At 69.3% G+C, this 23392-nt stretch carries 19 protein-coding genes; 10 read left to right on the forward strand and 9 right to left on the reverse strand.

All coding sequences use genetic code 11. The features are described 5' to 3' along the window. Window positions 1-43 precede the first annotated feature (43 nt). A complete protein-coding gene (gene hslO, locus LMJ29_RS03110; RefSeq protein ID WP_229603947.1) occupies window positions 44-931 on the reverse strand; it encodes an Hsp33 family molecular chaperone HslO in 888 nt (295 codons plus the stop codon). Between the two features lie 105 nt (window positions 932-1036). After that, window positions 1037-1429, reverse strand: a complete 393-nt coding sequence (locus tag LMJ29_RS03115) for an RNA-binding S4 domain-containing protein (RefSeq protein ID WP_229603949.1) — start codon at window positions 1427-1429, stop codon at window positions 1037-1039. 149 nt (window positions 1430-1578) lie between these two features. On the opposite strand from LMJ29_RS03115, the gene LMJ29_RS03120 reads away from it, so the two are divergent. The 3 genes from LMJ29_RS03120 (at window position 1579) to rimK (ending at window position 4499) form a co-directional block, all read left to right on the forward strand. Further along, the gene (locus tag LMJ29_RS03120; RefSeq protein WP_229603951.1) at window positions 1579-3048 is read left to right on the forward strand and encodes a diguanylate cyclase; all 1470 of its coding nucleotides are present in this window, start codon (window positions 1579-1581) and stop codon (window positions 3046-3048) included. A 69-nt stretch (window positions 3049-3117) separates the two neighbouring features. Next, window positions 3118-3594: a retropepsin-like aspartic endopeptidase RimB gene (gene rimB / locus LMJ29_RS03125; RefSeq protein WP_229603953.1), complete on the forward strand. Its 477-nt coding sequence runs from the start codon at window positions 3118-3120 to the stop codon at window positions 3592-3594. Further along, window positions 3594-4499 carry a 30S ribosomal protein S6--L-glutamate ligase gene (rimK, locus tag LMJ29_RS03130; RefSeq protein WP_229603955.1) on the forward strand — a complete coding sequence of 302 codons (906 nt, stop codon included), beginning with the start codon at window positions 3594-3596 and terminating at the stop codon, window positions 4497-4499. The genes rimB and rimK overlap by 1 nt, the downstream gene beginning before the upstream one ends. Window positions 4500-4615: 116 nt before the next feature. Here the strand turns inward: rimK and LMJ29_RS03135 are convergent, their stop codons facing one another. Then, entirely contained in the window at window positions 4616-5929 is a 1314-nt protein-coding gene (locus LMJ29_RS03135) for an ATP-binding protein (RefSeq protein WP_229603957.1), read from the reverse strand. Then, complete coding sequence (gene ompR / locus LMJ29_RS03140) at window positions 5926-6669, reverse strand: osmolarity response regulator transcription factor OmpR (RefSeq protein ID WP_229603959.1); 744 nt, start codon at window positions 6667-6669, stop codon at window positions 5926-5928. Before ompR ends, LMJ29_RS03135 begins: the two co-directional genes overlap by 4 nt. Before the next feature lie 260 nt (window positions 6670-6929). Between ompR and LMJ29_RS03145 the strand changes: the two genes are divergently transcribed. The 3 genes from LMJ29_RS03145 (at window position 6930) to gshA (ending at window position 11621) form a co-directional block, all read left to right on the forward strand. Next, the gene (locus tag LMJ29_RS03145; RefSeq protein ID WP_229603961.1) at window positions 6930-9245 is read left to right on the forward strand and encodes a Tex family protein; all 2316 of its coding nucleotides are present in this window, start codon (window positions 6930-6932) and stop codon (window positions 9243-9245) included. 1 nt (window position 9246) lies between these two features. Then, the gene (locus tag LMJ29_RS03150) at window positions 9247-9630 is read left to right on the forward strand and encodes a PaaI family thioesterase (protein ID WP_229603962.1); all 384 of its coding nucleotides are present in this window, start codon (window positions 9247-9249) and stop codon (window positions 9628-9630) included. Between the two features lie 413 nt (window positions 9631-10043). After that, window positions 10044-11621 (forward strand): glutamate--cysteine ligase, encoded by a 1578-nt coding sequence (gshA, locus tag LMJ29_RS03155; RefSeq protein ID WP_229603964.1) that lies wholly within the window; start codon window positions 10044-10046, stop codon window positions 11619-11621. Between the two features lie 342 nt (window positions 11622-11963). Here gshA and argA read toward each other — a convergent pair whose 3' ends face one another. Both argA and argE read right to left on the reverse strand, forming a co-directional pair. Then, window positions 11964-13262, reverse strand: a complete 1299-nt coding sequence (argA, locus tag LMJ29_RS03160; protein WP_229603966.1) for an amino-acid N-acetyltransferase — start codon at window positions 13260-13262, stop codon at window positions 11964-11966. 142 nt (window positions 13263-13404) lie between these two features. Further along, complete coding sequence (gene argE, locus LMJ29_RS03165) at window positions 13405-14556, reverse strand: acetylornithine deacetylase (protein ID WP_229603967.1); 1152 nt, start codon at window positions 14554-14556, stop codon at window positions 13405-13407. Window positions 14557-14745: 189 nt separating this feature from the next. Here argE and LMJ29_RS03170 point away from each other — a divergent pair, with 189 nt between their 5' ends. From LMJ29_RS03170 to LMJ29_RS03185, 4 genes are all read left to right on the forward strand, one after another. After that, on the forward strand, window positions 14746-16218 hold the full coding sequence (locus LMJ29_RS03170; protein ID WP_229603969.1) for an inorganic phosphate transporter: 1473 nt from the start codon (window positions 14746-14748) through the stop codon (window positions 16216-16218). Between the two features lie 92 nt (window positions 16219-16310). Continuing rightward, entirely contained in the window at window positions 16311-17672 is a 1362-nt protein-coding gene (locus tag LMJ29_RS03175) for a CYTH domain-containing protein (protein WP_229603971.1), read from the forward strand. Window positions 17673-17838: 166 nt separating this feature from the next. After that, window positions 17839-19623 carry a GspE/PulE family protein gene (locus LMJ29_RS03180; protein WP_229603973.1) on the forward strand — a complete coding sequence of 595 codons (1785 nt, stop codon included), beginning with the start codon at window positions 17839-17841 and terminating at the stop codon, window positions 19621-19623. A gap of 130 nt (window positions 19624-19753) precedes the next feature. Continuing rightward, window positions 19754-20677, forward strand: a complete 924-nt coding sequence (locus LMJ29_RS03185) for an SPFH domain-containing protein (RefSeq protein WP_229603974.1) — start codon at window positions 19754-19756, stop codon at window positions 20675-20677. A 101-nt stretch (window positions 20678-20778) separates the two neighbouring features. Here LMJ29_RS03185 and LMJ29_RS03190 read toward each other — a convergent pair whose 3' ends face one another. The 3 genes from LMJ29_RS03190 to gabD form a co-directional block, all read right to left on the reverse strand. Continuing rightward, on the reverse strand, window positions 20779-21210 hold the full coding sequence (locus LMJ29_RS03190) for a GlcG/HbpS family heme-binding protein (protein ID WP_229603976.1): 432 nt from the start codon (window positions 21208-21210) through the stop codon (window positions 20779-20781). Window positions 21211-21390: 180 nt separating this feature from the next. Continuing rightward, window positions 21391-21852, reverse strand: coding sequence for a homoprotocatechuate degradation operon regulator HpaR (gene hpaR, locus LMJ29_RS03195; RefSeq protein WP_229603977.1), 462 nt, complete (start codon window positions 21850-21852; stop codon window positions 21391-21393). Between the two features lie 81 nt (window positions 21853-21933). Next, window positions 21934-23388, reverse strand: a complete 1455-nt coding sequence (gene gabD / locus LMJ29_RS03200; protein ID WP_229603979.1) for an NADP-dependent succinate-semialdehyde dehydrogenase — start codon at window positions 23386-23388, stop codon at window positions 21934-21936. Window positions 23389-23392 lie beyond the last annotated feature (4 nt).

Consider the following 23392-nt stretch of genomic DNA (forward strand, 5'->3'; position numbering starts at 1 on the left):
CGCGCGATTATGCCAGAAAAGTCGGGCTCTGGGCAAAAATTGGTCAATGCCGGGTCGGCGAAGGCGCCGCGCTGCCACCTCCGGCGAACAGCTGGGCGATGTCGGCGGCGTCGAATTCGTAGCGCTGGTTGCAGAACTGGCAGTCGATCTGCAGCGCCCCGCCCTGCTCTTCGATCAACCGGGCGGCGTCCGCGGCGCCCAGGCTGATCAGCGCCGTCGCCGAGCGTTCGCGCGAGCAGCTGCAACCGAAACTCAGCGCTTCGGCGTCGAACACCCGCACGCTCTCCTGGTGATACAGGCGATGCAGCAGGGTCAGGTTGTCCAGGCCGAGCAGTTCCTCGGCGGTCAGGGTGTCGGCCAGGGTGACCAGGTGCTCCCAGCCGGCCTCACGGGCCTCGGCGTCGCGCTGGCGGTCGGCGGGCAGCTGCTGCAGCAGCATGCCGCGGGCGCGACGGCCGTCGGCGTTGAGCCAGAAGCGGGTGGGCAGCTGCTGGGACATGGCGAAGTAGCTGGACAGGCAGGCGGCGAGCGTATCGCCGTCGAGACTGACGATGCCCTGGTAGCGCTTGCCGACCCGGGGATCCATGGTGATGGTCAGCACGCCTTCGGGCATCAGCTCGCGCAGGCTGGCGGTGCTGCCGAGCGCCGCCGCCTCGTAGCGGGCGATGCCGCGGATCTCGCGGGCGCTGGAGCACTCGACCATCAACAGCGGTACCGCGCCGGTGGAGCGCGCCTGCAGGACCAGCAGGCCGTCGTATTTGAGGGTGTCGCTGAGCAGGGTGGCGGCGGCGAGCATCTCGCCGAGCAGTTGGGCCACCGGCTCGGGATAGGGGTGCTTGGCCAGCACCTCGGCGTAGCTCTGCTCGAGCTCGACCAGCTCGCCGCGCACGTCGGTGTCTTCGAAGAGGAAACGTTGGGAAAAATCGGACATGCCAGACCCGCAAGGCTCGTTTTTGAACAGCGATTCTAGGCGCAAACCCCAGGCGCCACCAAGGGTCGCCCGTCTATCGCCCCTGCGGGCGTTGTCTATCGACGCTCAGTTGCCGTCGCGGAGCTGGTGGATCTGCCGCCGCTGCTTCTTGGTCGGCCGCCCCTCGCTCTGCACGCCGAGCGCGCCGGCCTTGCGCAGCGCGGCGGCCTGCTCGCGGCGCGCGATGCTGTCGGCGGTCTCCTCGTAGAGCAGCTGCGCCTCGGGCGCGCCGCGGCGCACCATGGACAGCGCGCGGACGATCACCGTGCGCTCGTCGAAGCCTGCGCGGATGGTCAGCTCGTCGCCGAGCTTGGGTTCCTTGGCCGGCTTGCAGCGCTCGCCGCGGCAGTGGACCTTGCCGCCCTCGATGGCCGCCTTGGCCAGCGCGCGGGTCTTGAAGAAACGCGCCGCCCACAGCCACTTGTCGAGGCGCGCCTTGTCGTCGTCTTGCTCGCTCATGCTCTTCTCGCTTTTCCCGCCGTCCGCTGGAGCCCGCGCAATCCTGTTAACCCCGTCACAAAAAATGACAGACCCGCGGGCGGCCGACCATAATGACACGGACAAGCGGCACGTCGACCCGCTCGACGCCGGACAGGGAGGGTTTGCCCATGCGCGAGGTCCGCGAACGCCGCCAGGCGCCCTGCCCCCCGTGGCAACGGGGCGCGCTGCTCGCGCGGCGCTGGCCGGTCCTGCTGCTGTTGTTCGCCTGGCTGCCGCTGGCCACCGCCGCGCCCTCGGTCGCGCTGAACGAGTCGGAGCGCGCCTACCTGCAGGCCCACCCGACGATTCCCCTGTGCATCGACCCCGACTGGTGGCCGTTCGAGCTGATCGATCCGGCCGGCCGGCACGTCGGCATGGCCGCCGACCTCATCGCCCTGGTCAGCCAGCGCACCGGCGCCAACTTCACGCTGCACCCCACGCGCACCTGGGAGGAAAGCCTGGTCGCCTCGCGGGCCGGCGACTGCCTGGCGCTGAGCTTTCTCAACCGCACCGCCGAGCGCGAGCGATGGCTGATCTTCACCGAGCCATTGATGGTCGATCCCAACGTGCTCATCACCCGCGAGGAGCATTCGTTCGTCTCCGACCTCGGCGCGCTGCGCGGCAAGACCATCGCCCTGCCGCGCGGCACTGCCATGTACGAGCGGATCGCCCGCGACTTCCCCAACCTGACGATCATCCCCACCGAATCCGAGCGCGAAGCGCTGGCGCTGGTGTCGGAGCGCAAGGCCGACATGAGCCTGCGCTCGCTGATCGTCGCGGCCACCACCATCAAGCACGAGGGCTGGTTCAACCTGAAGATCTCCGGGCAGATCCCCGGCTACGAGAACCAGCTGCGCATGGGCGTGCTCAAGTCGGAGACCACCCTGCGCGACATCCTCGACAAGGGCATCGCCACCCTCACCGCGCTGGAGCGCCGGCAGATCGTCGATCGCCATGTGAACATGACGGTGGTGACCGACGTGGTCACCGACTACACCCTGGCCGGCTGGCTCGGCCTGATGCTGACGGCCATCCTAGCGACCAGCCTGCTGTGGATGGCCCGCCTGCGCAAGCTCAACGACCAGCTCAAGCGCCTGGCCGAGACCGACCCGCTGACCGGCCTGCCGAATCGCACTGCCCTCGCTTCGTCATTTACACTCGATATCCTGCGCGCGCAGCGCTACGACCGCCCGCTGGCGGTGATCCTGCTGGACATCGACCTGTTCAAGGCGGTCAACGACCAGCTCGGCCACCTGATGGGCGACAAGGTGCTGGTGGAGTTCGCCCAACTGCTCAGGAGCGGCCTGCGCAACGTCGATACCGCATGCCGCTGGGGCGGCGAGGAGTTCCTGCTGATCTGCCACGAGACCAGCCTGGAGCAGGCCACCCAGCTGGCCGAACGGATCCTGCAGCGGATCCGCGAGCACCGCTTTCCCTGCCAGCGGGCGCTGACCGCCAGCGCCGGCGTGGCCGCGGCCATGCCGGGCGATACGGTCGCCCGCCTGGTGCAGCGGGCCGACGACGCGCTGTACGTCGCCAAGCACAGCGGCCGCGACCGCGTGCGACTGAAACTCGCCGAGCTGGCGGATGTCGATTGAGCGCGGCGCTGCAGTAGCCGCGTGGCAAGGCCGCTGCCATGCTGTTCCACCCTCACCGGAGTCGAGCCCGTGAAGACCTTCGACCATCTGGCCGTGATCGGCCTGCGCGAGTGGATCGCCCTGCCCGAATTGGGCCTGGCCGGCCTGCGCGCCAAGATCGATACCGGCGCCGCCACCTCGACCCTGCACGCCAGCGACATCGTGCCCTTCGAGCGCGACGGCCTGCCCTGGGTGCGCTTCACCGCCCACCTCGGCAGCCTGGTGCAGCGCCAGCACCGCCAGCGCGAGGCGCCGCTGGTGAGCCTGAAGACCATCCGCAGCTCCACCGGCCATACCCAGGCGCGCTACGTGATCCGCACCAATTTGGTGCTCGGCGATCGCCAATGGCCTGTAGAATTCACCCTGACCTGCCGCAAGACCATGCGCTACCGCGTCCTGCTCGGCGCCAGCGCCCTGGTCAGCGGCCATCTGGTGGTCAATCCCGCACTAACCTATGTCCAGGGCAAGCCACTGTTGCAGGCGCCCGCCATCTCCTCAGGTGTCTGATGAAAATCGCCGTACTGTCGCGCAACCCCAAGCTGTACTCCACCCGCCGCCTGGTCGAGGCCGGCCAGCAGCGGGGCCACGAGATGGAGGTGATCGACACCCTGCGCGCCTACATGAACATCGCCAGCCACAAGCCGCAGATCCACTACCGCGGCCGCGCCCTGGAGGGCTTCGACGCGGTGATCCCGCGCATCGGTGCCTCGGTGACCTTCTACGGCTGCGCGGTGCTGCGCCAGTTCGAGATGATGGGCGTGTTCCCGCTCAACGAGTCGGTGGCGATCAGCCGCTCGCGCGACAAGCTGCGCGCGCTGCAGCTGCTGTCGCGCAAGGGCATCGGTCTGCCGGTGACCGGCTTCGCCCACTCGCCGGACGACATTCCCGACCTGATCGACATGGTCGGCGGCGCCCCGCTGGTGATCAAGGTGCTGGAGGGCACCCAGGGCATCGGCGTGGTGCTGTGCGAGACGCCCACGGCCGCCGAGTCGGTGATCGAGGCGTTCCTCGGCCTCAAGCAGCACATCATGGTCCAGGAATACATCCGCGAGGCCGGCGGCGCCGACATCCGCTGCTTCGTGGTCGGCAACAAGGTGATCGCGGCGATGAAGCGCCAGGCCGCCCCCGGCGAGTTCCGCTCCAACCTGCACCGCGGCGGCACCGCCAGCCTGATCAAGATCACCCCCGAGGAGCGCATGACCGCGCTGCGCGCCGCCAAGGTGATGGGTCTGGGTGTTGCCGGGGTCGACATCCTGCGCTCCAACCACGGCCCGCTGGTCATGGAGGTCAACTCCTCGCCGGGCCTGGAAGGCATCGAGACCACCACCGGCCAGGACGTGGCGAGCATGATCATCCAGCACATCGAAGAGCACGCGCGGCCCAACCAGACGCGCACCAAGGGGCGGGGGTGAGGCGGATCAGGCAACGCATGCGTTGCCCCGCCGAACGCCCGGCCCAGGATGGCCGGGCCGGGGGTTCGACCCCACACGGCGTCCCGACAGGGATGTCTTCAGCGTACTCGTAGGAATTACACCGCATCCCGCGGCAACAACAGTCCGATCGGCAGGCACACGCGCGCCTCCACCCCGCCGCCGGCGCGGTTGCGCAGTTCGACGCTGCCGCCGTGCTGGGCGGCGATGCGTTTGACGATGGCCAGGCCCAGACCGGTGCCCTTGCTGGTGCGCGCGCGGTCGCCGCGGATGAACGGGGTGAAGATATCGCCCAGTTCGGCCGGATCGATGCCCGGGCCGCGATCCAGCACGCTGAGCACCACGTAGGGCGCCGCCGCGCTGCCGGACAGGCTGGCCGACACCTCCACCCCGCTGCCGCCATGGCGCAGGGCGTTCTCCATCAGGTTGGCGAGCAGGCGCTTGATCGACACCCTACGCAGCGGCATGGCCGGCAGCGACTCCAGGCACAGGCGCACGCGCTCGGCGTTCTGGTTGAGCGGCGTGGCCACCTCGCGGACCAGCTCGTTGAGGTCGAGCGGCTCCAGCGGTTCGTCGCGGCCGTCGCGGATGAAGGCGAGGAACTGGTCGAGGATGGCGTCCATATCCTCGATGTCGCGGACCATCTCCTCGGTCAGCTCGTTGTCGGCCGGCAGCATCTCCAATGAAAGGCGCAGGCGGGTCAGCGGCGTGCGCAGGTCGTGGGACACCCCGGCGAGCATCAGCTCGCGCTCGCGGGCGGCCTGCTCGACGTCCTCGGACATCTGGTTGAAGGCGCGGTACAGCTCGGTCATCTCGCTGGGCGTGTCGCTCACCGGCAGGCGCACGCTGCGCCCGCGACCGACCTGGCGGGCGGCGAACACCAGGCGCTTGAGCGGCAGGCTGAGCTGGCGCACCAGCAGCCAGGCCGCCGCGGTGGACAGCAGGCCGATGGCCAGGAACCAGCCGAGCACGCTCCAGATGCGCTGGATCTTCAGCGGATAGGGATACAGCGGCACCTCGACCCAGTCCGGCCCCAGCGCCGGCGCCAGCACCCACAGGCGCGGAGTGCGCGCCGCGCGCATGCGCAGTTCGGCGTCCTCGCCGAGCTCCTGGCGCATCTGCGCCTGCAGCACCTCGGTGTACGGCCAGTGGTATTCGCCGGGCGGTACCTCGTCGGCCTTCAGCTGGCGCAGTCCGGCCGCCGCGGCGACGGCCTCGCGCGAGGCGGGGTCGGCGGCCCAGTAGGCGCGCAGGGTCAGCGCGGTGCCGTGGCTGTACTGGCGGTCGACCAGCATGTCCTCGTTCATCAGCAGGTAGACCAAGGTCAGCGCCTTGGAGAACAGCACGACGATCAGCACCAGCCAGAGGATGCGGGCGAAGACGCTCTGCGGAAACCAGACCGGGGTTCTCACTTGCGCGCGCTACCGTCCGGCACGAACACGTAGCCGACGCCCCACACCGTCTGGATGTAGCGCGGCTTGGACGGATCGGGCTCGATCAGCCGGCGCAGGCGCGAGATCTGCACGTCGATGGAGCGCTCCAGGGCGTCCCACTCGCGGCCGCGCGCCAGGCTCATCAGCTTGTCGCGGGTCAGCGGCTCGCGGGCATGCTGGACCAGCGCCTTGAGCACGGCGAATTCGCCGGTGGTGAGCATGTGCACCTCCGCGCCGCGCTTGAGCTCGCGGGTGCCGAGGTTCAGCTCGTAGTCGCCGAAGCTCACCGTCTCCTCCTCGCTGCCCGGCGCGCCGGGCACCAGCGGCGCCTGGCGGCGCAGCACGGCGCGGATGCGCGCGAGCAGCTCGCGCGGGTTGAACGGCTTGGCCAGGTAGTCGTCGGCGCCCTGTTCCAGGCCCTGGATGCGGCTGGCCTCGTCGCCCTTGGCGGTGAGCATGATGATCGGGATGCGGTTGTCCTGCTCGCGCAGGCGGTGGCAGGCGGACAGGCCGTCCTCGCCGGGCAGCATCAGGTCGAGCACCACCAGGTTGAACAGCTCGCGGGCCAGCAGGCGGTCCATCTGCTCGACGTTCTCCACCGTGCGCACGCGGTAGCCCTGCTCGTCGAGGAAGCGCTCGAGCAGGCGGCGCAGACGAACGTCGTCGTCGACGATAAGGATTTTCTCGCCTTCGGAAGCGGCGCTGACGGTGTTGTTCATCGGGAGTCCTCGGAGAAATCCGGCCAATTATGACGCAGGCCACAGAGCGCTTAGCAGGGCCATTGTTAGCAGATTTTTCCCCCGCTGCACGCCTCTGGCCATGACCGGGCGGCTGAGTATAATCCGGCCCTCCCCTGGCCCCGACGGCCTGCCGGCTGGCTGCGCCATGGCGCCCGGCACCCGGTCCCGGAACCTTCGCCCCGCAGTCGACTCAACCGAACAACCGTCCGCCACCTTCCCCCGCAGTCGCAGGAAGCCCTATGGAAAGCATCAACGTCCGCATCGCCGAGGAACTCGGCGTCCGTCCGCAACAGGTCGCCGCCGCCGTGGCGCTGCTCGACGAGGGCTCCACCGTGCCCTTCATCGCCCGCTACCGCAAGGAAGTGACGGGCAGTCTCGACGACACCCAGCTGCGCACCCTGGAAGAGCGCCTGCGCTACCTGCGCGAGCTGGACGAGCGGCGTACGGCGATCCTCGCCAGCATCGAGGAGCAGGGCAAGCTGACGCCCGAACTCAAGCGCGAGATCCTCCAGGCCGACACCAAGACGCGCCTGGAAGACCTCTACCTGCCCTACAAGCAGAAGCGCCGCACCAAGGGCCAGATCGCCCTGGAAGCGGGTCTGGGCGAGCTGGCCGACGCGCTGTTCGGCAATCCAGAGCTGAATCCGGAAGACGAGGCCGCGCGCTTTATCGACGCCGAAAAGGGCTTCGCCGACGTGCGCGCGGTGCTGGAAGGCGCCAAGTACATCCTTATGGAGCGCTTCGCCGAGGACGCCAGCCTGCTCGACAAGCTGCGCTCCTTCCTCAAGGACAACGCCACCCTGAGCGCGCGCCTGGTCGCCGGCAAGGAGCAGGAAGGCGCCAAGTTCAGCGACTACTTCGAGCACGACGAGCCGCTCAAGGGCGTGCCCTCGCACCGCGCGCTGGCGATCTTCCGCGGCCGCAACGAGGGCGTGCTGAGCGCCGCCCTCAAGGTCGGCGAGGAACTGCCGGGCACTCTGCACCCGTGCGAAGTGATGATCGCCGAGCGCTTCGGCCTGGAAGGCCGCGGGCGCGCCGCCGACAAGTGGCTGGCCGAGGTGGTGCGCTGGACCTGGAAGGTCAAGCTGTACACCCACCTGGAAACCGACCTCCTGGGCGAGCTGCGCGAGGCGGCCGAGACCGAGGCGATCAGCGTGTTCGCCCGCAACCTGCACGACCTGCTGCTGGCCGCCCCGGCCGGCCCGCGCAGCGTGCTGGCGCTCGACCCCGGCCTGCGCACCGGCTGCAAGATCGCGGTGGTCGACGCCACCGGCAAGCTGCTGGACACCGCCACCGTCTATCCGCACGCGCCGCGCAACGACTGGGACGCCACCATCGCCGTGCTCGCCGCGCTGTGCGCCAAGCACCAGGTCGAGCTGATCGCCATCGGCAACGGCACCGCCAGCCGCGAGAGCGACAAGCTGGCCGGCGAGCTGATCAAGAAGTACGCGGGCCTCAAGCTGACCAAGATCATGGTCTCCGAGGCCGGCGCCTCGGTGTACTCGGCCTCCGAGCTGGCCGCCCGCGAATTCCCCGACCTGGACGTCTCGCTGCGCGGCGCGGTGTCCATCGCCCGCCGCCTGCAGGACCCGCTGGCCGAGCTGGTGAAGATCGAGCCCAAGGCCATCGGCGTCGGCCAGTACCAGCACGACGTCTCCCAGCTCAAGCTGGCGCGCTCGCTGGATGCGGTGGTCGAGGACTGCGTGAACGCCGTCGGCGTCGACGTCAACACCGCCTCCGCCGCCCTGCTGGCGCGCATCTCCGGCCTCAACGCGACGCTGGCCGGCAACATCGTGCAGTTCCGCGACGCCAACGGCGCGTTCAAATCGCGCGCCGAGCTGAAGAAGGTGCCGCGCCTGGGCGACAAGACCTTCGAGCAGGCCGCCGGCTTCCTACGCGTGATGAACGGCGACAACCCGCTGGACGCCTCGGCGGTGCACCCGGAGACCTACCCGCTGGTCAAGCGCATCGCCGCCGATACCGGCCGCGACATCCGCTCGCTGATCGGCGATTCGGGCTTCCTCAAGCGCCTCGACCCGGCCAAGTTCACCGACGAGACCTTCGGCCTGCCGACCGTTACCGACATCCTCAAGGAACTCGACAAGCCCGGTCGCGACCCGCGCCCGGAGTTCAAGACCGCCGAGTTCCAGGAGGGCGTGGAAAGCCTCAAGGACCTCAAGCCCGGGATGATTCTCGAGGGCGTGGTGACCAACGTCACCAACTTCGGCGCCTTTGTCGACATCGGCGTGCACCAGGACGGCCTGGTGCACATCAGCGCGCTGTCGGAGAAGTTCGTCAAGGACCCGTACGAGGTGGTCAAGGCCGGCGATATCGTCAAGGTCAAGGTCATGGAGGTGGACATCCCGCGCAACCGCGTCGGCCTGTCGATGCGCATGAGCGACACTCCCGGCGAGAAGACCGAGGGCCCGCGTGGCGGCGGCAACCGCGGCAACGCGCCGCGTAGCGAGCGCCACAGCGCCGCCGACAAGCCGGCACCGGCCAACGCCGCCATGGCCGCGCTGTTCGCCAACGCCAAGCAGATGAAGAAGCGCTGAGATGACCGACGTTCGCGAAATCACCTGCAGCGCCTTCAGCCACCTGCTCGGCTGCGAGCCGGTGCGCGTCGACGGCGGCGAGGCCGAGGTGCGCCTGCCGCTCAAGTCCGAGCTGCGCAACCGCGCCGGCAAGCTGCACGGGGGGGCGATCTTCAGCCTGGTCGACATCGCCATGGGCCTGGCCTGCTCCAGCGCCCACGGCTTCGAGCGCAAGAGCGTCACCGTCGAGTGCAAGATCAACTACATGCGCGCCATCGACGACGGCGAGGTGCTGTGCCACGCCCGGGTGATCCACCACGGCACCCGCACCCTGGTGGTGGAAGCCGAGGTGCGCCAGGATGCGGCGCTGGTCGCCCGTGCCCAGGGCACCTTTATGCTGGCCTAGTGGCCTGTACGGTTGGTCGATTGATTCAAGTTCGGATTGCCCTTTACTCAACCAACTAGTGGTTCCGAGACAAGGCGCCGCGACGAGTCATGGCAGACCTATGGCGAGGAGCGGCAACGCCGGACCGGGGCCTCGGGCGCCGAAATTGACCAGGCGAACCAAGCAAACAGGCCCCTAAGCCACTCCCGCAGGGTGGGAAACGGCCACAGGCCTTTCCCACCGCCTGCGCGGTAGCGGTGGATGGCCACCCTGCGCTTGTCGCCCGGCGACAAGCGACCGTCGCTCCCCGTCATCGCAGGAGCAGCGGTCGGCGGACAATCGCCGGCGAGTTGGCTGCGCCGCGCCCCCCGCCCCTTGAGACGGACGCCCGCCGCCCCCATAGTGCGCAGACTCTGCGAAAAGGAATCTGACTTTTGAGCGATCTACTTTCCCGCCGCCTGGCCCTGCTCGAGCACGCCGACCAGCGCGACCTGTTGCGCCACTGCCGGCACGGCCTGGAGAAGGAAAGCCTGCGCGTCGACCCCGCCGGCCACCTGGCCCTCACCCCGCACCCGCAGGCGCTGGGCTCGGCGCTGAGCCACGCACAGATCACCACCGACTATTCCGAGGCGCTGCTGGAGTTCATCACCGACGCCTGGGAAGACCCGGCGCGCACCCTCGACGAACTCGACGCCATCCAGCGCTTCGCCTACGCCAAGCTGGGCGACGAGCAGCTGTGGACCCACTCGATGCCATGCAAGCTGCCGGACGAGGCGGACATCCCGATCGCCGAATACGGCGTGAGCCACATCGGCCGCCTCAAGCACGTCTACCGCCGCGGCCTGGCGGTGCGCTACGGCAAGGCCATGCAGTGCATCGCCGGCATCCACTACAACTTCTCGCTGCCCGAGGCGCTGTGGCCGCTGCTGCAGGCGGCCGAGGGCGACGAGCGTCCGGCGCAGGACTGGCAGTCGGCGCGCTACATCGCGCTGATCCGCAACTTCCGCCGCTACAGCTGGTTGTTGATGTACCTGTTCGGCGCCTCGCCCGCGGTGTGCGCCAGCTTCCTCAAGGACCGCGCGCACAACCTCGAGCAGCTCGACGACTGCACCCTCTACCTGCCCTGGGCGACCAGCCTGCGGATGAGCGACCTGGGCTACCAGAACAACGCCCAGGCCAGCCTGCGCCCCTGCTACAACGACTTGGCCAGCTACCTCGCCAGCCTGCGCCAGGCGGTGTCCACTCCCTACCCGCCCTACCAGGCGATCGGCACCCGGCCGGACGGCGAGTGGCAGCAGCTCAACACCAACGTGCTGCAGATCGAAAACGAGTACTACTCGACCATCCGTCCCAAGCGGGTGGCCAACTCCGGCGAGCGGCCGATCCAGGCGCTCGGCGCGCGCGGCGTGCAGTACGTCGAGGTGCGCTGCCTGGACATCGACCCCTTCCTGCCGCTGGGCATCGACCTGCCCGCCGCGCGCTTCCTCGACGCCTTCCTGCTCTACTGCGCGCTGGAGGACAGCCCGGCGACCCCGGCCGAGGAATGCCGCGAGTGCTCGGACAACTTCGCGCTGACCGTCAAGGAAGGCCGCAAGCCGGGCCTGCAGCTGAGCCACAACGGCAAGTCGCGCAATCTCCAGGAGTGGGGTCTGGAACTGATCGAGCGTCTGGCGCCGTGCGCCGCGCTGCTCGACGCCGCCCGCGGCGAAGACCTGCACCAGCAGGCGCTGGCCAGCCAGCGTGCCAAGCTGGAGGACGCCAGCCTGACCCCGTCGGCGCGGGTGCTGCGCAGCCTGCGCGAGGACAAGCTGAGCTTCCACGCCTTCGCCCTGCGCCAGTCGGAGCGCCACGCCGCCTGGTTCCGCAGCCGGCCGCTGGACGCCGCCGGCCTCGCCGCCTTCGAAGCGAGCGCCGACGACTCGCTGGCCGCCCAGGCCCGCCTGGAAGCCGAGCAGCAGGGCAGCTTCGACGAGTTCGTCGAACGTTATATGGCAGCGATCGAGCCTGCCTGAGCCTGCAAGCCCTGTAGGGTGGACAACGACCGCAGGTCTTGTCCACCGCCAAGCAGTGGTGGACAAGGCTTCGCCGTTGTCCACCCTACGCCGCGCCACAGACGACAAAGCCCATGCCTGAGCATGGGCTTTGTCGTTTCCGCACCCCGGGCGATCAGGCCCAAACGTAGGTGATGACTCGCGCAAGGAGCGTAGGTGGAGTAACTCGCGCAGCGATTACCCACCGCAAAGGCCGCCATTGCGGACCTCGGTAGAAGATCGTTGCGCGAGTCTTCCACCCTACCCCCGCGCCACCCACGTAAAAGCCTATGCCAAGGCGTGGACCTTGGCATTTCCGCCGTCTTACAGCGGCTTCTCGAATACCTTCGACTGGCGCTGGAAGTTGTACAGCGAGGCGCGCGCCGGCGGCAGGCGCTCGACGCTGCTCGGCTTGAAGCCGCGCTCCTGGAACCAGTGCGCGGTGCGCGTGGTGAGCACGAACAGGGTCTTCAGGCCCCGGGCGCGGGCGCGTTGCTCGATGCGTTCGAGCAGCTGGTCGCCGCGGCCGCCCTGGCGGTAGTCGGGGTTCACCGCCAGGCACGCCAGCTCGCCCCAGTCGGAGTCCGGCACCGGATAGAGCGCGGCGCAGGCGATGATCAGGCCGTCGCGTTCGACGATGCTGAACTGGCCGATCTCGCGCTCGAGCACCTCGCGCGAGCGGCGCACCAGGATGCCCTGCTCCTCCAGCGGGCGGATCAGCTCGAGCAGGCCGCCGACGTCGTTGATGTCGGCCTCGCGCAGTTGCTCGAACTGCTCCTGGGCCACCAGGGTGCCGGCGCCGTCGCGGGTGAACAGCTCGTTGAGCAGCGCGCCGTCCTCGGCGTAGCTGACGATATGGCTGCGCCGCACGCCGCCGCGGCAGGCCTGGGCGGCGGCGTCGAGCAGCTCGCCCTGGTAGTCGCTGCCCAGGCGCGCCAGGTGCGGGGCCGCCTGCTGCGGACGCAGCTCGCGGACCAGCGCGCCGCTTTCGTCCAGCAGGCCGCGCTCGGCGCCGAACAGGATCAGCTTCTCGGCCTGCAGGTCGATGGCCGCGCTCATCGCCACGTCCTCGCAGGCCAGGTTGAAGATCTCCCCGGTCGGCGAGTAGCCCAGCGACGACAGCAGCACGATGCAGCGCTCGTCGAGCAGGCGCTCGATGCCCTTGCGGTCGATGCGCCGCACGAGGCCGGTGTGCTGGTAGTCGATGCCGTCGACCACGCCGATCGGCCGCGCGGTGACCAGGTTGCCGCCGGCCACGCGCAGGCGCGCGCCCTGCATCGGCGAGGCGGCCATGTCCATCGACAGGCGCGCCTCGATGCCCAGACGCAGGCCGCCGACCGCCTCGACCACGCACTCCAGGGTCGGCCCGTCGGTGACCCGCAGGTTGCGGTGGTAGCGCGGGGTCAGGCCGCGCGCGGCCAGGCGCGTCTCGATCTGCGGACGGGAGCCGTGCACCAGCACCAGGCGCACGCCGAGGCTGTGCAGCAGCACCAGATCGTGGACGATGTTGGCGAAGTTGGGGTGCGCGACCCCCTCGCCCGGCAGCATGACCACGAAGGTGCGCTCGCGGTGGGCGTTGATGTAGGGGGTGGCGTGGCGGAGCCAGTTGACGTAGTCGTGCATGTAGAACCTGCCTGTTGATACTGAGGGCGGCCGCGCTGTCGCGTGGGCACCCGGCCTGGACGCTGCGCGCCCCGGCCTCGAAGGAAGCGGACGCCGGGCGTCCCGGGCGACGCTCCCACGCTGGAGCGCGGGAGCGAGCGGATCAAGTCGCCGATTGCAGACAATAATGCCCGATCAACCCGCGCAGCAGCTCGACGCACGGCGCGATGCGGGCAAGATCCAGGTATTCGTCGGGCTGATGGGCGCAGGCGATGTCGCCGGGACCGAGGACGATGGTCTCGCAGCCGAGTTGCTGCAGATAGGGTGCCTCGGTACCGAAGGCCACCGCCTCGGCCGAATGGCCGGTGAGGCGTTCGGCCAGGCGCACCAGTTCGCTGTCCGCGGCCTGCTCGAAGGGCGGCACGCCGGGGAACAGCGGCCCGTAGTCGATGCGCACGCCGCGCTGTTCGGCCAGCGGCTGCAATTTGCCGCGGATCGCCGCGCGCAGCTGCTCGGGGTCCATGCCCGGCAGCGGGCGCAGGTCGAACTCCAGGGCGCACTGGCCGCAGATGCGGTTGGGATTGTCGCCGCCGTGGATGCAGCCGAGGTTGAGGGTCGGCTGCGGCACGTTGAACAGCGGGTTGTTGAATTCCTTCTGCCACTGGCCGCGCAGCGTCAGCAGCTCGCCGATCGCCGCGTGCATGGCCTCCAGCGCGCTGCGCCCGAGGCTGGGGTCGGAGGAGTGGCCGCTCTGCCCATGGATGTCGATGCGCTCCATCAGCACGCCCTTGTGCAGGCGGATCGGCTTGAGCCCGGTCGGCTCGCCGATCACCGCGGCGCGGCCCAGCGGGCGGCCGGCGGCGGCCAGCGCGCGGGCGCCGCTCATCGAGCTTTCCTCGTCGCAGGTGGCGAGGATCAACAGCGGCTGGCGGAACGGCTGCTCGAGCAACGGGCGCACCGCCTCGATGATCAGCGGGAAGAAGCCCTTCATGTCGCAGCTGCCCAGGCCGTACCAGCGGTCGTCGGCCTCGCGCAGCGCCAGCGGGTCGCCCCGCCACAGCGCGGCATCGAACGGCACGGTGTCGCTGTGCCCGGCCAGCACCAGGCCGCCGGGGCCCGAGCCGTAGGTCGCCAGCAGGTTGGCCTTGCCGGGGGCGACGTCCTGGATCTCGCAGGCGAAGCCAAGCTCGCCCAGCCAGTTCGCCAGGCGCTCGATCACCGGGCGGTTGGGCTGGTCCAGGCTGGCCTGGGTGCAGCTCACCGACGGCAGGGCGATCAGCTCGGCGAACTGCTGCTTGAGACTGGGAAGGGGCATGGCGACACTCCGCGGGATGTGCCTTGCATGATAGGCCGCGGGGGTCGCCGGGGGAACCGCCGCGCCCGCGGACGCCGCCAGCGGCGCCATGCCACATCTGGGATGGGGGCCCTCCCGGCAGATGGCAATACGCCGGCCTCCGCCATCTGGCATAATCGCGCCCCCCAACAGAACCGCAAGAAAACCTTCATGTTCGATCTCTTCAGCGGACTGGATGCATGGGTCGTGGTCAGCCTGATCCTCGCCCTCTTCTTCGTCCTCAGTTTCGAGTTCATCAACGGTTTCCATGACACCGCCAACGCGGTAGCCACGGTGATCTACACCAACGCGATGCCGCCGCACCTGGCAGTGATCTTCTCGGGCATCTTCAACTTCCTCGGCGTGCTGCTCGGCGGCGTCGGGGTGGCCTACGCCATCGTCCACCTGCTGCCGGTGGAACTGCTGATCAACGTCGATACCGGGCGCGGCCTGGTGATGGTGTTCGCCCTGCTCACCGCGGCCATCACCTGGAACCTGGGCACCTGGTACTTCGGCATCCCGGCCTCCAGCTCGCACACCCTGATCGGCTCGATCCTCGGCGTGGGCCTGGCCAACGCGCTGCTCACCGACATCTCGGTGGCCGACGGGGTCAACTGGCAGAAGGCCATCGACATCGCCATGTCGCTGGTGGTCTCGCCGCTGGCCGGCTTCACCATCGCCGCCCTGTTCCTGCTGGCGCTGCGCAAGCGCTTCCCGATCAACAAGATGCACGACACCCCGCACATCCGCTCGCAGCACAAGGGCAAGAAGCATCCGCCGTTCTGGAACCGCCTGGTGCTGATCATCTCCGCGATGGGCATGAGCTTCGTGCACGGCTCCAACGACGGCCAGAAGGGTATCGGTCTGATCATGCTGGTGCTGATCGGTATCGTGCCGGCCAAGTTCGTCCTCGATCAGGGCAGCACCACCTACCAGATCGAGCGTACCCGCGACGCCGCCATCCACCTGCAGCAGTTCTACGAGCGCAACCACGCGCCGCTGCAGGACTACTTGGCCCTCGGCAAGAATGCCGGCACCGAACTGCCCAAGCAGTTCCGCTGCGATCCCAAGCTCACCGAGCCGACCATCGCCGCGCTGCTCAAGGACCTGGAAGGCATCACCGACTACCGCGACATGCCCGCCGAGCACCGCATCGAGGTGCGCCGCTACCTGCTGTGCCTCGACGACACGGCGAAGAAGGTCGGCAAGCTGCAAGGCATCTCCGCCGCCGAGAAGGCCGACCTCGAGAAGCTGCGCAAGGACCTCACCGCCACCACCGAGTACGCCCCGTTCTGGGTGATCCTCGCCGTCGCCCTGGCGCTCGGCGTCGGCACCATGATCGGCTGGAAGCGCGTAGTGCGCACCGTCGGCGAGAAGATCGGCAAGCAGGGCATGACCTACGCCCAGGGCATGTGCGCCCAGGTCACCGCCGTGCTGGCCATCGGCATGGCCAACGTCTACAGCCTGCCGGTGTCGACCACCCACATCCTGTCCTCCGGCGTGGCCGGCACCATGGTGGCCAACCGCAGCGGTCTGCAGGGCGGTACCGTGCGCACCATCCTGATGGCCTGGGTGCTCACCCTGCCGTCGTCGATGGCCCTGGCCGCCGGCTTCTTCTGGCTGGGCAGCAAGCTGTTCGCCTGAGCGATAATGTTGTGACGATCGCGTGAGAGGGGGCTTCGGCCCCCTTTCCCGTTATGGCCGCCCGGCGCGGCTCAACCTCCTGCGAGTCGACGATGGCCAAGGAAACCGAAATCAAGCTGCGCGCCAGCCGCGCCACCCTCGCCGCCCTGCGCGAGCACCCGCTGCTGAAGAAGCGCAACAAGAGCGGCTGGCTGCATGGCGAGCTGTTCAACCAGTACTACGACACCGCCGAGCGCGATCTCGCCCGCGCGCGCGTCGCCCTGCGCCTGCGCCGCGACGGCGAGCAGTACATCCAGACCCTCAAGAGCCGCGGCCAGAGCGTCGCCGGGCTGTCCGAGCGCAACGAGTGGGACTGGCACCTGGACAAGGCCAAGCTGGACCTGAAGAAGCTCACCGACGAGTGCTGGCCGGCCGAACTGGCCGAGCTGGACAAGAAGAGCCTCAAGCCGATCTTCACCACCGACTTCACCCGCGACAAGGCCGAGATCGCCTGGGGCCGCGGCAAGGCCAAGGTGGTGATCGAGGCGGCCCTGGACCAGGGCAAGGTGGTCGCCGGCACGCAGGAAGAGGAGATCTGCGAGCTGGAGCTGGAACTGCGCGAGGGCGATCCCGCCGCGCTGCTCGAACTGGCCGCCGAACTGGCCGCCAGCCTGCCGCTGATGCCCTGCGACATCAGCAAGGCCGAGCGCGGCTACCGGCTGTTCGACCCGGCGTGCTACAGCGTCAGCCTGCCGGAGCCCGCGCTCACCGCCGACCAGCCGCTGGACGACGCCTTCGCCGCGCTGGCCTGGCAGCTGCTCGGCAACAGCCAGCGGCTGGCCGAGCAGTACCGCTTCAACGGCCACTGGAAGCTGCTCGAGCAGTGGCTGCAACAGCTGATCGACCTGCGCGCCCTGCTCGGCAGCCTCGGCCAGGCCGCGCCGCGCGCCAGCTCGCGCGAACTGCGCGAGACGCTGGATGCCCTGCTCGAGGACTGGCGCCCGCACGTGCAGGCCGGCCAGGACGACGACAGCGTGCGCCAGGCCGCTCCCGAGCAGTTCGCCGAGGAGCTGAACGATCCGCGCTGGGGGCTGTTCTCCCTGCAGACCTCGCGCTGGCTGCTCGGCCGCGCCTGGACCGAGAAGCGCACCGAGCGCGGCGCGCGCATCGGTGGCGCCGGCCTTGGCCGCTGGCTGCAGCGCTTCCTCGCCGAGGAGGCCGCCGCCCTGCAGGTGGAGCGCTACCAGCGCCAGCCCTACGACCTCGCCGAGCAGCTGCCGCGCCTGGAGCGCATGCAGGCCTGGCTGCGCCTGGCGCGTGGCGTGCTGGACATCCCCGAGGCCGACCGCCTGTACGGCGAGCTCAACAAGCTGGTCGAGCTGGCCAACCGCCCGGCCGACGAGGAAGTGCTGCAGGCGCGCGCCGAACAGGTGCAGACGGTGTGGATGCTCAAGGGCTGGAAGGCGCTGAAGTAGCGCCACCCGCCCATCCGCTCGCTCCCACGCTCCGGCGTGGGAGCACAGCCCGGGACGCTCCGCGTCCCGCGCCGGCACCGATCCGAAACATGACCCACCCCGGCGACAGTCCGCGGATTTCCCGGCATTCTGGCGCCCTGCTGCAGACGCCCGGCCGAGGAATCCGATGACCGCCATGACCACGCCCGCCAATGACCGCTGGCTCGATCTCAACGACCTGCTGCGCGAGCTGATCCAGCAGGGCCGCATCGACCAGGCGGTCGCCGAGCAATGCCTGGCGATCCGCCGCAGCTCGCTGGACACCCAGCAGCACCCGCTGGAGTTCCTCGCCGCCCAGCAGGTCGACGACCGCGCCCAGCCGGGCAAAAAGCTCGACCTGGAGAGCCTCACCCAGTGGCTGGCGAGCTTCGCCAAGCAGCCCTACCTGCGCATCGACCCGCTGAAGATCGACGTCGCCGCGGTCACCCCGCTGATGTCGCACGCCTTCGCCCAGCGCCACAAGATCCTCGCCGTGGCGGTGGACGCCGAGAGCGTGACCATCGCCAGCGCCCAGCCGCTGGTCGCCAGCTGGGAGGCCAACCTCACCCACGTGCTCAAGCGCTCGATCAAGCGGGTGGTGGCCAACCCGGCGGACATCCAGCGCTTCACCCAGGAGTTCTACCGCCTGGCCCGCTCGGTGAGCGGCGCTTCGGCCTCCGAGCAGAAGATCAGCGGGGTCGGCAACTTCGAGCAGTTGCTCAGCCTCGGCGCCGCCGACGGCGAGCCGGACGCCAACGACGCGCACATCGTCACCATCGTCGACTGGCTGTTCCAGTACGCCTTCCAGCAGCGCGCCAGCGATATCCACATCGAACCGCGCCGCGAGCAGGGCACCGTGCGCTTTCGCATCGACGGCGTGCTGCACAACGTCTACCAGTTCCCGCCGCAGGTGGTGATGGCCATCGTCAGCCGCCTGAAGAGCCTCGGGCGGATGAACGTCGCCGAGAAGCGCAAGCCGCAGGACGGCCGGATCAAGACCAAGTCCCCCGACGGCGGCGAGATCGAGCTGCGCCTGTCGACCCTGCCCACCGCCTTCGGCGAGAAGCTGGTGATGCGCATCTTCGACCCCGAGGTGCTGCTCAAGGGCTTCGACAAGCTGGGCTTCTCCGCCGACGACCTCAGGCGCTGGCAGGGCATGACCGGCCAGCCCAACGGCATCATCCTGGTCACCGGCCCCACCGGCTCGGGCAAGACCACCACGCTGTACACCACCCTCAAGCAGCTGGCCACCGAGGAGGTGAACGTCTGCACCATCGAGGACCCGATCGAGATGATCGAGCCGGCGTTCAACCAGATGCAGGTGCAGCACAACATTGACCTGAACTTCGCCAGCGGCGTGCGCGCGCTGATGCGCCAGGACCCGGACATCATCATGGTCGGCGAGATCCGCGACCTGGAAACCGCGGAGATGGCCATCCAGGCGGCGCTCACCGGCCACCTGGTGCTGTCCACCCTGCACACCAACGACGCGCCCAGCGCGATCAGCCGCCTGCTCGAACTGGGCGTGCCGCACTACCTGCTCAAGGCGACCATCCTCGGCGTGATGGCCCAGCGCCTGGTGCGCACCCTGTGTCCGCACTGCAAGGCGCCGCACGTCATCGACGCCGCCGACTGGCAGGAGCTGACCCGGCCGTGGAGCGCCGCGCTGCCGGCCGGCGCGATGCGCGCGGTGGGCTGCAACGAGTGCCGCGACACCGGCTACCGCGGCCGCGCCGGGGTCTACGAGATCATGCTGATGAGCGACGGCCTGCGCCAGCTGATCCACACCGACACCGACCTCGGCGCGCTGCGCCGCCAGGCGTTCAAGGAGGGCATGCGCAGCCTGCGTCTGTCCGGCGCGCAGAAGGTCGCCAGCGGGCTGACCACGGTCGAGGAGATCCTGCGCGTCACCCCGCAGAGCGAGCAGCGCTGAGCCCATCGGGCTGCTAGTCGCCTGCCACTGGGCTGCTACCCGGTGCGGCGAGCGGGCGCCGCCCGTCCATGGCAAGCTGTCCGCACAGCGTCCTCCGCTGCATTTCACCCCACGCAAGGAAAGGAACCAGATGGATATCGGAATCGTCATGCTGCTGTTCGTCGCGCTGGCCGTGGCCATCGTGTTCATGGGCTTCAAGGTGGTGCCGCAGGGCAGCGAGTGGACGGTGGAGCGCTTCGGCCGCTACACCAACACGCTCAAGCCCGGCCTCAACATCATCGTTCCGGTGATGGACACCATCGGCCACAAGATCAACATGATGGAGCGGGTGCTCGACGTGCCGCCGCAGGAGGCGATCAGCGCCGACAACGCCATGGTGCAGATCGACGCGGTGTGCTTCTTCCAGGTGGTCAACGCCGCGCAGGCGGCCTACGAGGTCAGCGAGCTGGAATACGCGATCCGCAACCTGGTGATGACCAACATCCGCACCGTGCTCGGCTCCATGGAGCTGGACCAGATGCTCAGCCAGCGCGACGCCATCAACGAACGCCTGCTGCGCACCGTCGACGAGGCCACCGCGCCCTGGGGCGTCAAGGTCACCCGGATCGAGATCAAGGACATCAGCCCGCCGGCCGACCTGGTCGAGGCGATGTCCAGCCAGATGCGTGCCGAGCGCCTGAAGCGCGCCCAGGTGCTGGAGGCCGAGGGCAAGCGCCAGGCGGAGATCCTCACCGCCGAGGGCGAGAAGCAGGCGGCGATCCTGCGCGCCGAGGGCGAGCGCCAGGCCGCCTTCCTCGAGGCCGAGGCCCGCGAGCGCGCCGCCGCGGCGGAAGCCGAGGCGACCCGCGTGGTGTCGGAGGCGATCGCCGCCGGCAACGTGCAGGCGATCAACTACTTCGTCGCCCAGAAGTACGTCGACGCCCTCGGCAAGCTGGCCGCCGCCAACAACAGCAAGGTGGTGCTGATGCCGCTGGAGGCCAGCCAGGTGATCGGCGCGGTGGGCGGCGTCGGCGAGCTGGTGAAGGCGACCTTCGGGGAGAAGGGCAAGGCGTGAAGTGAGGCGCTGAGCGCGAGCGGGACGCGGCGGCGTCCCTTGGGCGCGGAGCGCCCGTCTGCGCTTCCCACGCGGGAGCGTGGGAACCATCCCCCATCCGGTTACTGGCTGAGCGCCTCGAGGATCGCCCTGACCCCGGCCTGGGCGCACTGCTCGTCCTGCGCCGCGGTGGCGCCGGACACGCCGATGGCGCCGACGCTGGCGCCGTCGACCCGCACCGGCACGCCACCGCCGAACAGCGCGAGGCGCGGACGCATGCTCAGGCCGGTGCGCACGCTGTCGGGCATGCCGGCCAGGCGCTCTTCCCAGCTGCTGGTGGCGACGCCGAAGCCGGCGGCGGTCCAGGCCTTGTCGTGGGCGATGTCGCGGCTCGGCGCCGGCGCGCCATCCATGTGCGCCAGGTGGATCAGCTGGCCGCTCGCATCGACGATCGACACGCTGACCCGCACGCCCAGGCTACGCGCCTCGGCGAGCACGGCGGGCATGGCCAGCAGGGCGAGATCCAGGGACAGGGACGGCTGGTTGCGCAACATCGGATTACCTCGGCGGTTTCTTGTAGGTGGGCGGCTCGGCGCACGGCGGCGTGTAGCCTGCTAACGATCGGGCGGACCCGGAACGGACCGGGCGACTTCGCTGGAAAGGACGCGGATCAACCGGGGCAAGCGCGCGGCCTGCCCGGCGGAGGCCTGCGGCACTCAGGCCGCGGCCGGCGTTCAGGCGCTCTTGCGCTGCGCGGCGCCGGGACTGATCTTGCCCAGCTCCTGGAGCAGGCGCATCAGGGTCTGGAAGTTCTCCGGACCGAACTGGCGCTGGATTTCCTTGTACTGGCGGGCCATCTCGCCGCTCATTTCCTCGAACAGCTCGGCGCCCTTGGGGGTCAGGCTGACGCACAGGCGGCGCTGGTCGTTGGCCGGCTTCCAGCGGCGCACCAGGCCGTCGCGCTCCAGGCGCACCAGCACGCCGGTCATGCTCGGGCGCAGGATGCAGGCCATCTCCGCCAGCTGGTGGCTTTCCAGCTCGCCGTGCGGGTACTGGCTGAGGATGCGGATCACCCGCCACTGCTGTTCGGTGAGATCGTGCTGGTTGAGCAGCGGGCGGAAGAAGCTCATCGCCGCTTCGCGCGCCTGCAGCAGCGCCAGGGTGAGAGAGGGGTCTTGCTTGTGGGTGGACGCCATGATGATCCTGCCAGAAACGACATAACGCCGCCCCCCGTCAGGGAGCGGCGCCATGTTTTACCACAGATGAACGGCGGCCTTTCAGCCACCGATCCCCAGACACATATATTTCAGCTCAAGGTAGTCGTCCATGCCGTACTTCGAGCCCTCGCGGCCGGTGCCGGACTCCTTGATGCCGCCGAACGGGGCGATCTCGGTGGAGATGATGCCCTCGTTGACGCCGACCATGCCGTACTCCAGCGCCTCGCCGACCCGCCAGGCGCGGCCGAGGTCGCGGGTGTACAGGTAGGAGGCCAGGCCGAACTCGGTGTCGTTGGCCATGGCGATGGCCTCGGCCTCGGTCTTGAAGCGGAAGATCGGCGCCAGCGGGCCGAAGGTCTCGTCGCGCGCCACCAGCATCGCCGGGGTCACCTCGCCGAGCACGGTCGGTTCGAAGAAGCTGCCGCCCAGGGCGTGCGGCTTGCCGCCGGCAAGCACCTTGGCGCCCTTGGCCACCGCGTCGTCGATGTGCTCCTGGACCTTGATCACCGCCTTGGCGTTGATCAGGGGGCCCTGCTGGGCGCCTTCCTCGTGGGCCGGGGCAACCTTGAGGGCGTTGACCGCGGCGACCAGACGCTTGGCGAACTCGTCGTAGACGCCGTCCTGGACCAGGATGCGGTTGGTGCACACGCAGGTCTGCCCGCTGTTGCGGTACTTGGAGGCCATGGCGCCGGCGACCGCGGCGTCGAGGTCGGCGTCGTCGAAGACGATGAACGGGGCGTTGCCGCCCAGCTCCATGCTGACCTTCTTCATGGTGTCGGCGCACTGCGCCATCAGCAGCTTGCCGATGCCGGTGGAGCCGGTGAACGACAGCTTGCGCACCACCGGGTTGCGGGTCAGCTCGCCGCCGATGGCGCGGGCGTCGCCGGTGACCACGTTGACCACGCCGGCGGGGATGCCGGCGCGCTGCGCCAGTTCGGCCAGCGCCAGGGCCGACAGCGGGGTCTCCGAGGCCGGCTTGATGACGATGGTGCAGCCGGCGGCCAGCGCCGGGCCGGCCTTGCGGGTGATCATCGCGTTGGGGAAGTTCCACGGGGTGATCGCGGCGACCACGCCGATCGGCTGCTTGATCACCACCAGGCGGCGGCCCTGCTTGTCGTGCGGGATCACGTCGCCGTAGACGCGCTTGGCCTCCTCGGCGAACCACTCGATGAAGCTCGCGCCGTAGGCGATCTCGCCGCGGCTCTCGGCCAGCGGCTTGCCCTGTTCCCAGCTGAGCAGGCGGGCCAGGTCTTCCTGGTTGGCCATCATCAGCTCGAACCACTTGCGCAGCAGCGCCGAGCGCTCCTTGGCGGTCTTCTCGCGCCAGGCCGGCAGGGCGGCCTCGGCGGCGGCGATGGCCCGCGCGGTTTCGGCGGCGCCGACGGCGGCGACGGAACAGATCGGCGACAGGTCGGCCGGGTTGGTGACTGCGAAGGTGGCGCCGTTGTCGGCGTCGACCCACTCCCCGCCGATGAAGGCCTGGGTACGCAGCAGGGTGCTATCGGTCAGTTGCATGGCG

Origin of the sequence: Pseudomonas oryzagri, assembly GCF_020831405.1 — a bacterium.
Taxonomy (GTDB): domain Bacteria; phylum Pseudomonadota; class Gammaproteobacteria; order Pseudomonadales; family Pseudomonadaceae; genus Geopseudomonas; species Geopseudomonas oryzagri.

Excerpts from the sequence above, each read along its gene's own strand:
- hslO (WP_229603947.1), bottom strand. The coding sequence starts at position 931 with ATGTCCGATTTTTCCCAACGTTTCCTCTTCGAAGACACCGACGTGCGC.
- LMJ29_RS03115 (WP_229603949.1), bottom strand. The coding sequence starts at position 1,429 with ATGAGCGAGCAAGACGACGACAAGGCGCGCCTCGACAAGTGGCTGTGG.
- LMJ29_RS03120 (WP_229603951.1), top strand. The coding sequence starts at position 1,579 with ATGCGCGAGGTCCGCGAACGCCGCCAGGCGCCCTGCCCCCCGTGGCAA.
- rimK (WP_229603955.1), top strand. The coding sequence starts at position 3,594 with ATGAAAATCGCCGTACTGTCGCGCAACCCCAAGCTGTACTCCACCCGC.
- ompR (WP_229603959.1), bottom strand. The coding sequence starts at position 6,669 with ATGAACAACACCGTCAGCGCCGCTTCCGAAGGCGAGAAAATCCTTATC.
- LMJ29_RS03145 (WP_229603961.1), top strand. The coding sequence starts at position 6,930 with ATGGAAAGCATCAACGTCCGCATCGCCGAGGAACTCGGCGTCCGTCCG.
- LMJ29_RS03150 (WP_229603962.1), top strand. The coding sequence starts at position 9,247 with ATGACCGACGTTCGCGAAATCACCTGCAGCGCCTTCAGCCACCTGCTC.
- argA (WP_229603966.1), bottom strand. The coding sequence starts at position 13,262 with ATGCACGACTACGTCAACTGGCTCCGCCACGCCACCCCCTACATCAAC.
- argE (WP_229603967.1), bottom strand. The coding sequence starts at position 14,556 with ATGCCCCTTCCCAGTCTCAAGCAGCAGTTCGCCGAGCTGATCGCCCTG.
- LMJ29_RS03170 (WP_229603969.1), top strand. The coding sequence starts at position 14,746 with ATGTTCGATCTCTTCAGCGGACTGGATGCATGGGTCGTGGTCAGCCTG.
- LMJ29_RS03175 (WP_229603971.1), top strand. The coding sequence starts at position 16,311 with ATGGCCAAGGAAACCGAAATCAAGCTGCGCGCCAGCCGCGCCACCCTC.
- LMJ29_RS03180 (WP_229603973.1), top strand. The coding sequence starts at position 17,839 with ATGACCGCCATGACCACGCCCGCCAATGACCGCTGGCTCGATCTCAAC.
- LMJ29_RS03185 (WP_229603974.1), top strand. The coding sequence starts at position 19,754 with ATGGATATCGGAATCGTCATGCTGCTGTTCGTCGCGCTGGCCGTGGCC.
- LMJ29_RS03190 (WP_229603976.1), bottom strand. The coding sequence starts at position 21,210 with ATGTTGCGCAACCAGCCGTCCCTGTCCCTGGATCTCGCCCTGCTGGCC.
- hpaR (WP_229603977.1), bottom strand. The coding sequence starts at position 21,852 with ATGGCGTCCACCCACAAGCAAGACCCCTCTCTCACCCTGGCGCTGCTG.
- gabD (WP_229603979.1), bottom strand. The coding sequence starts at position 23,388 with ATGCAACTGACCGATAGCACCCTGCTGCGTACCCAGGCCTTCATCGGC.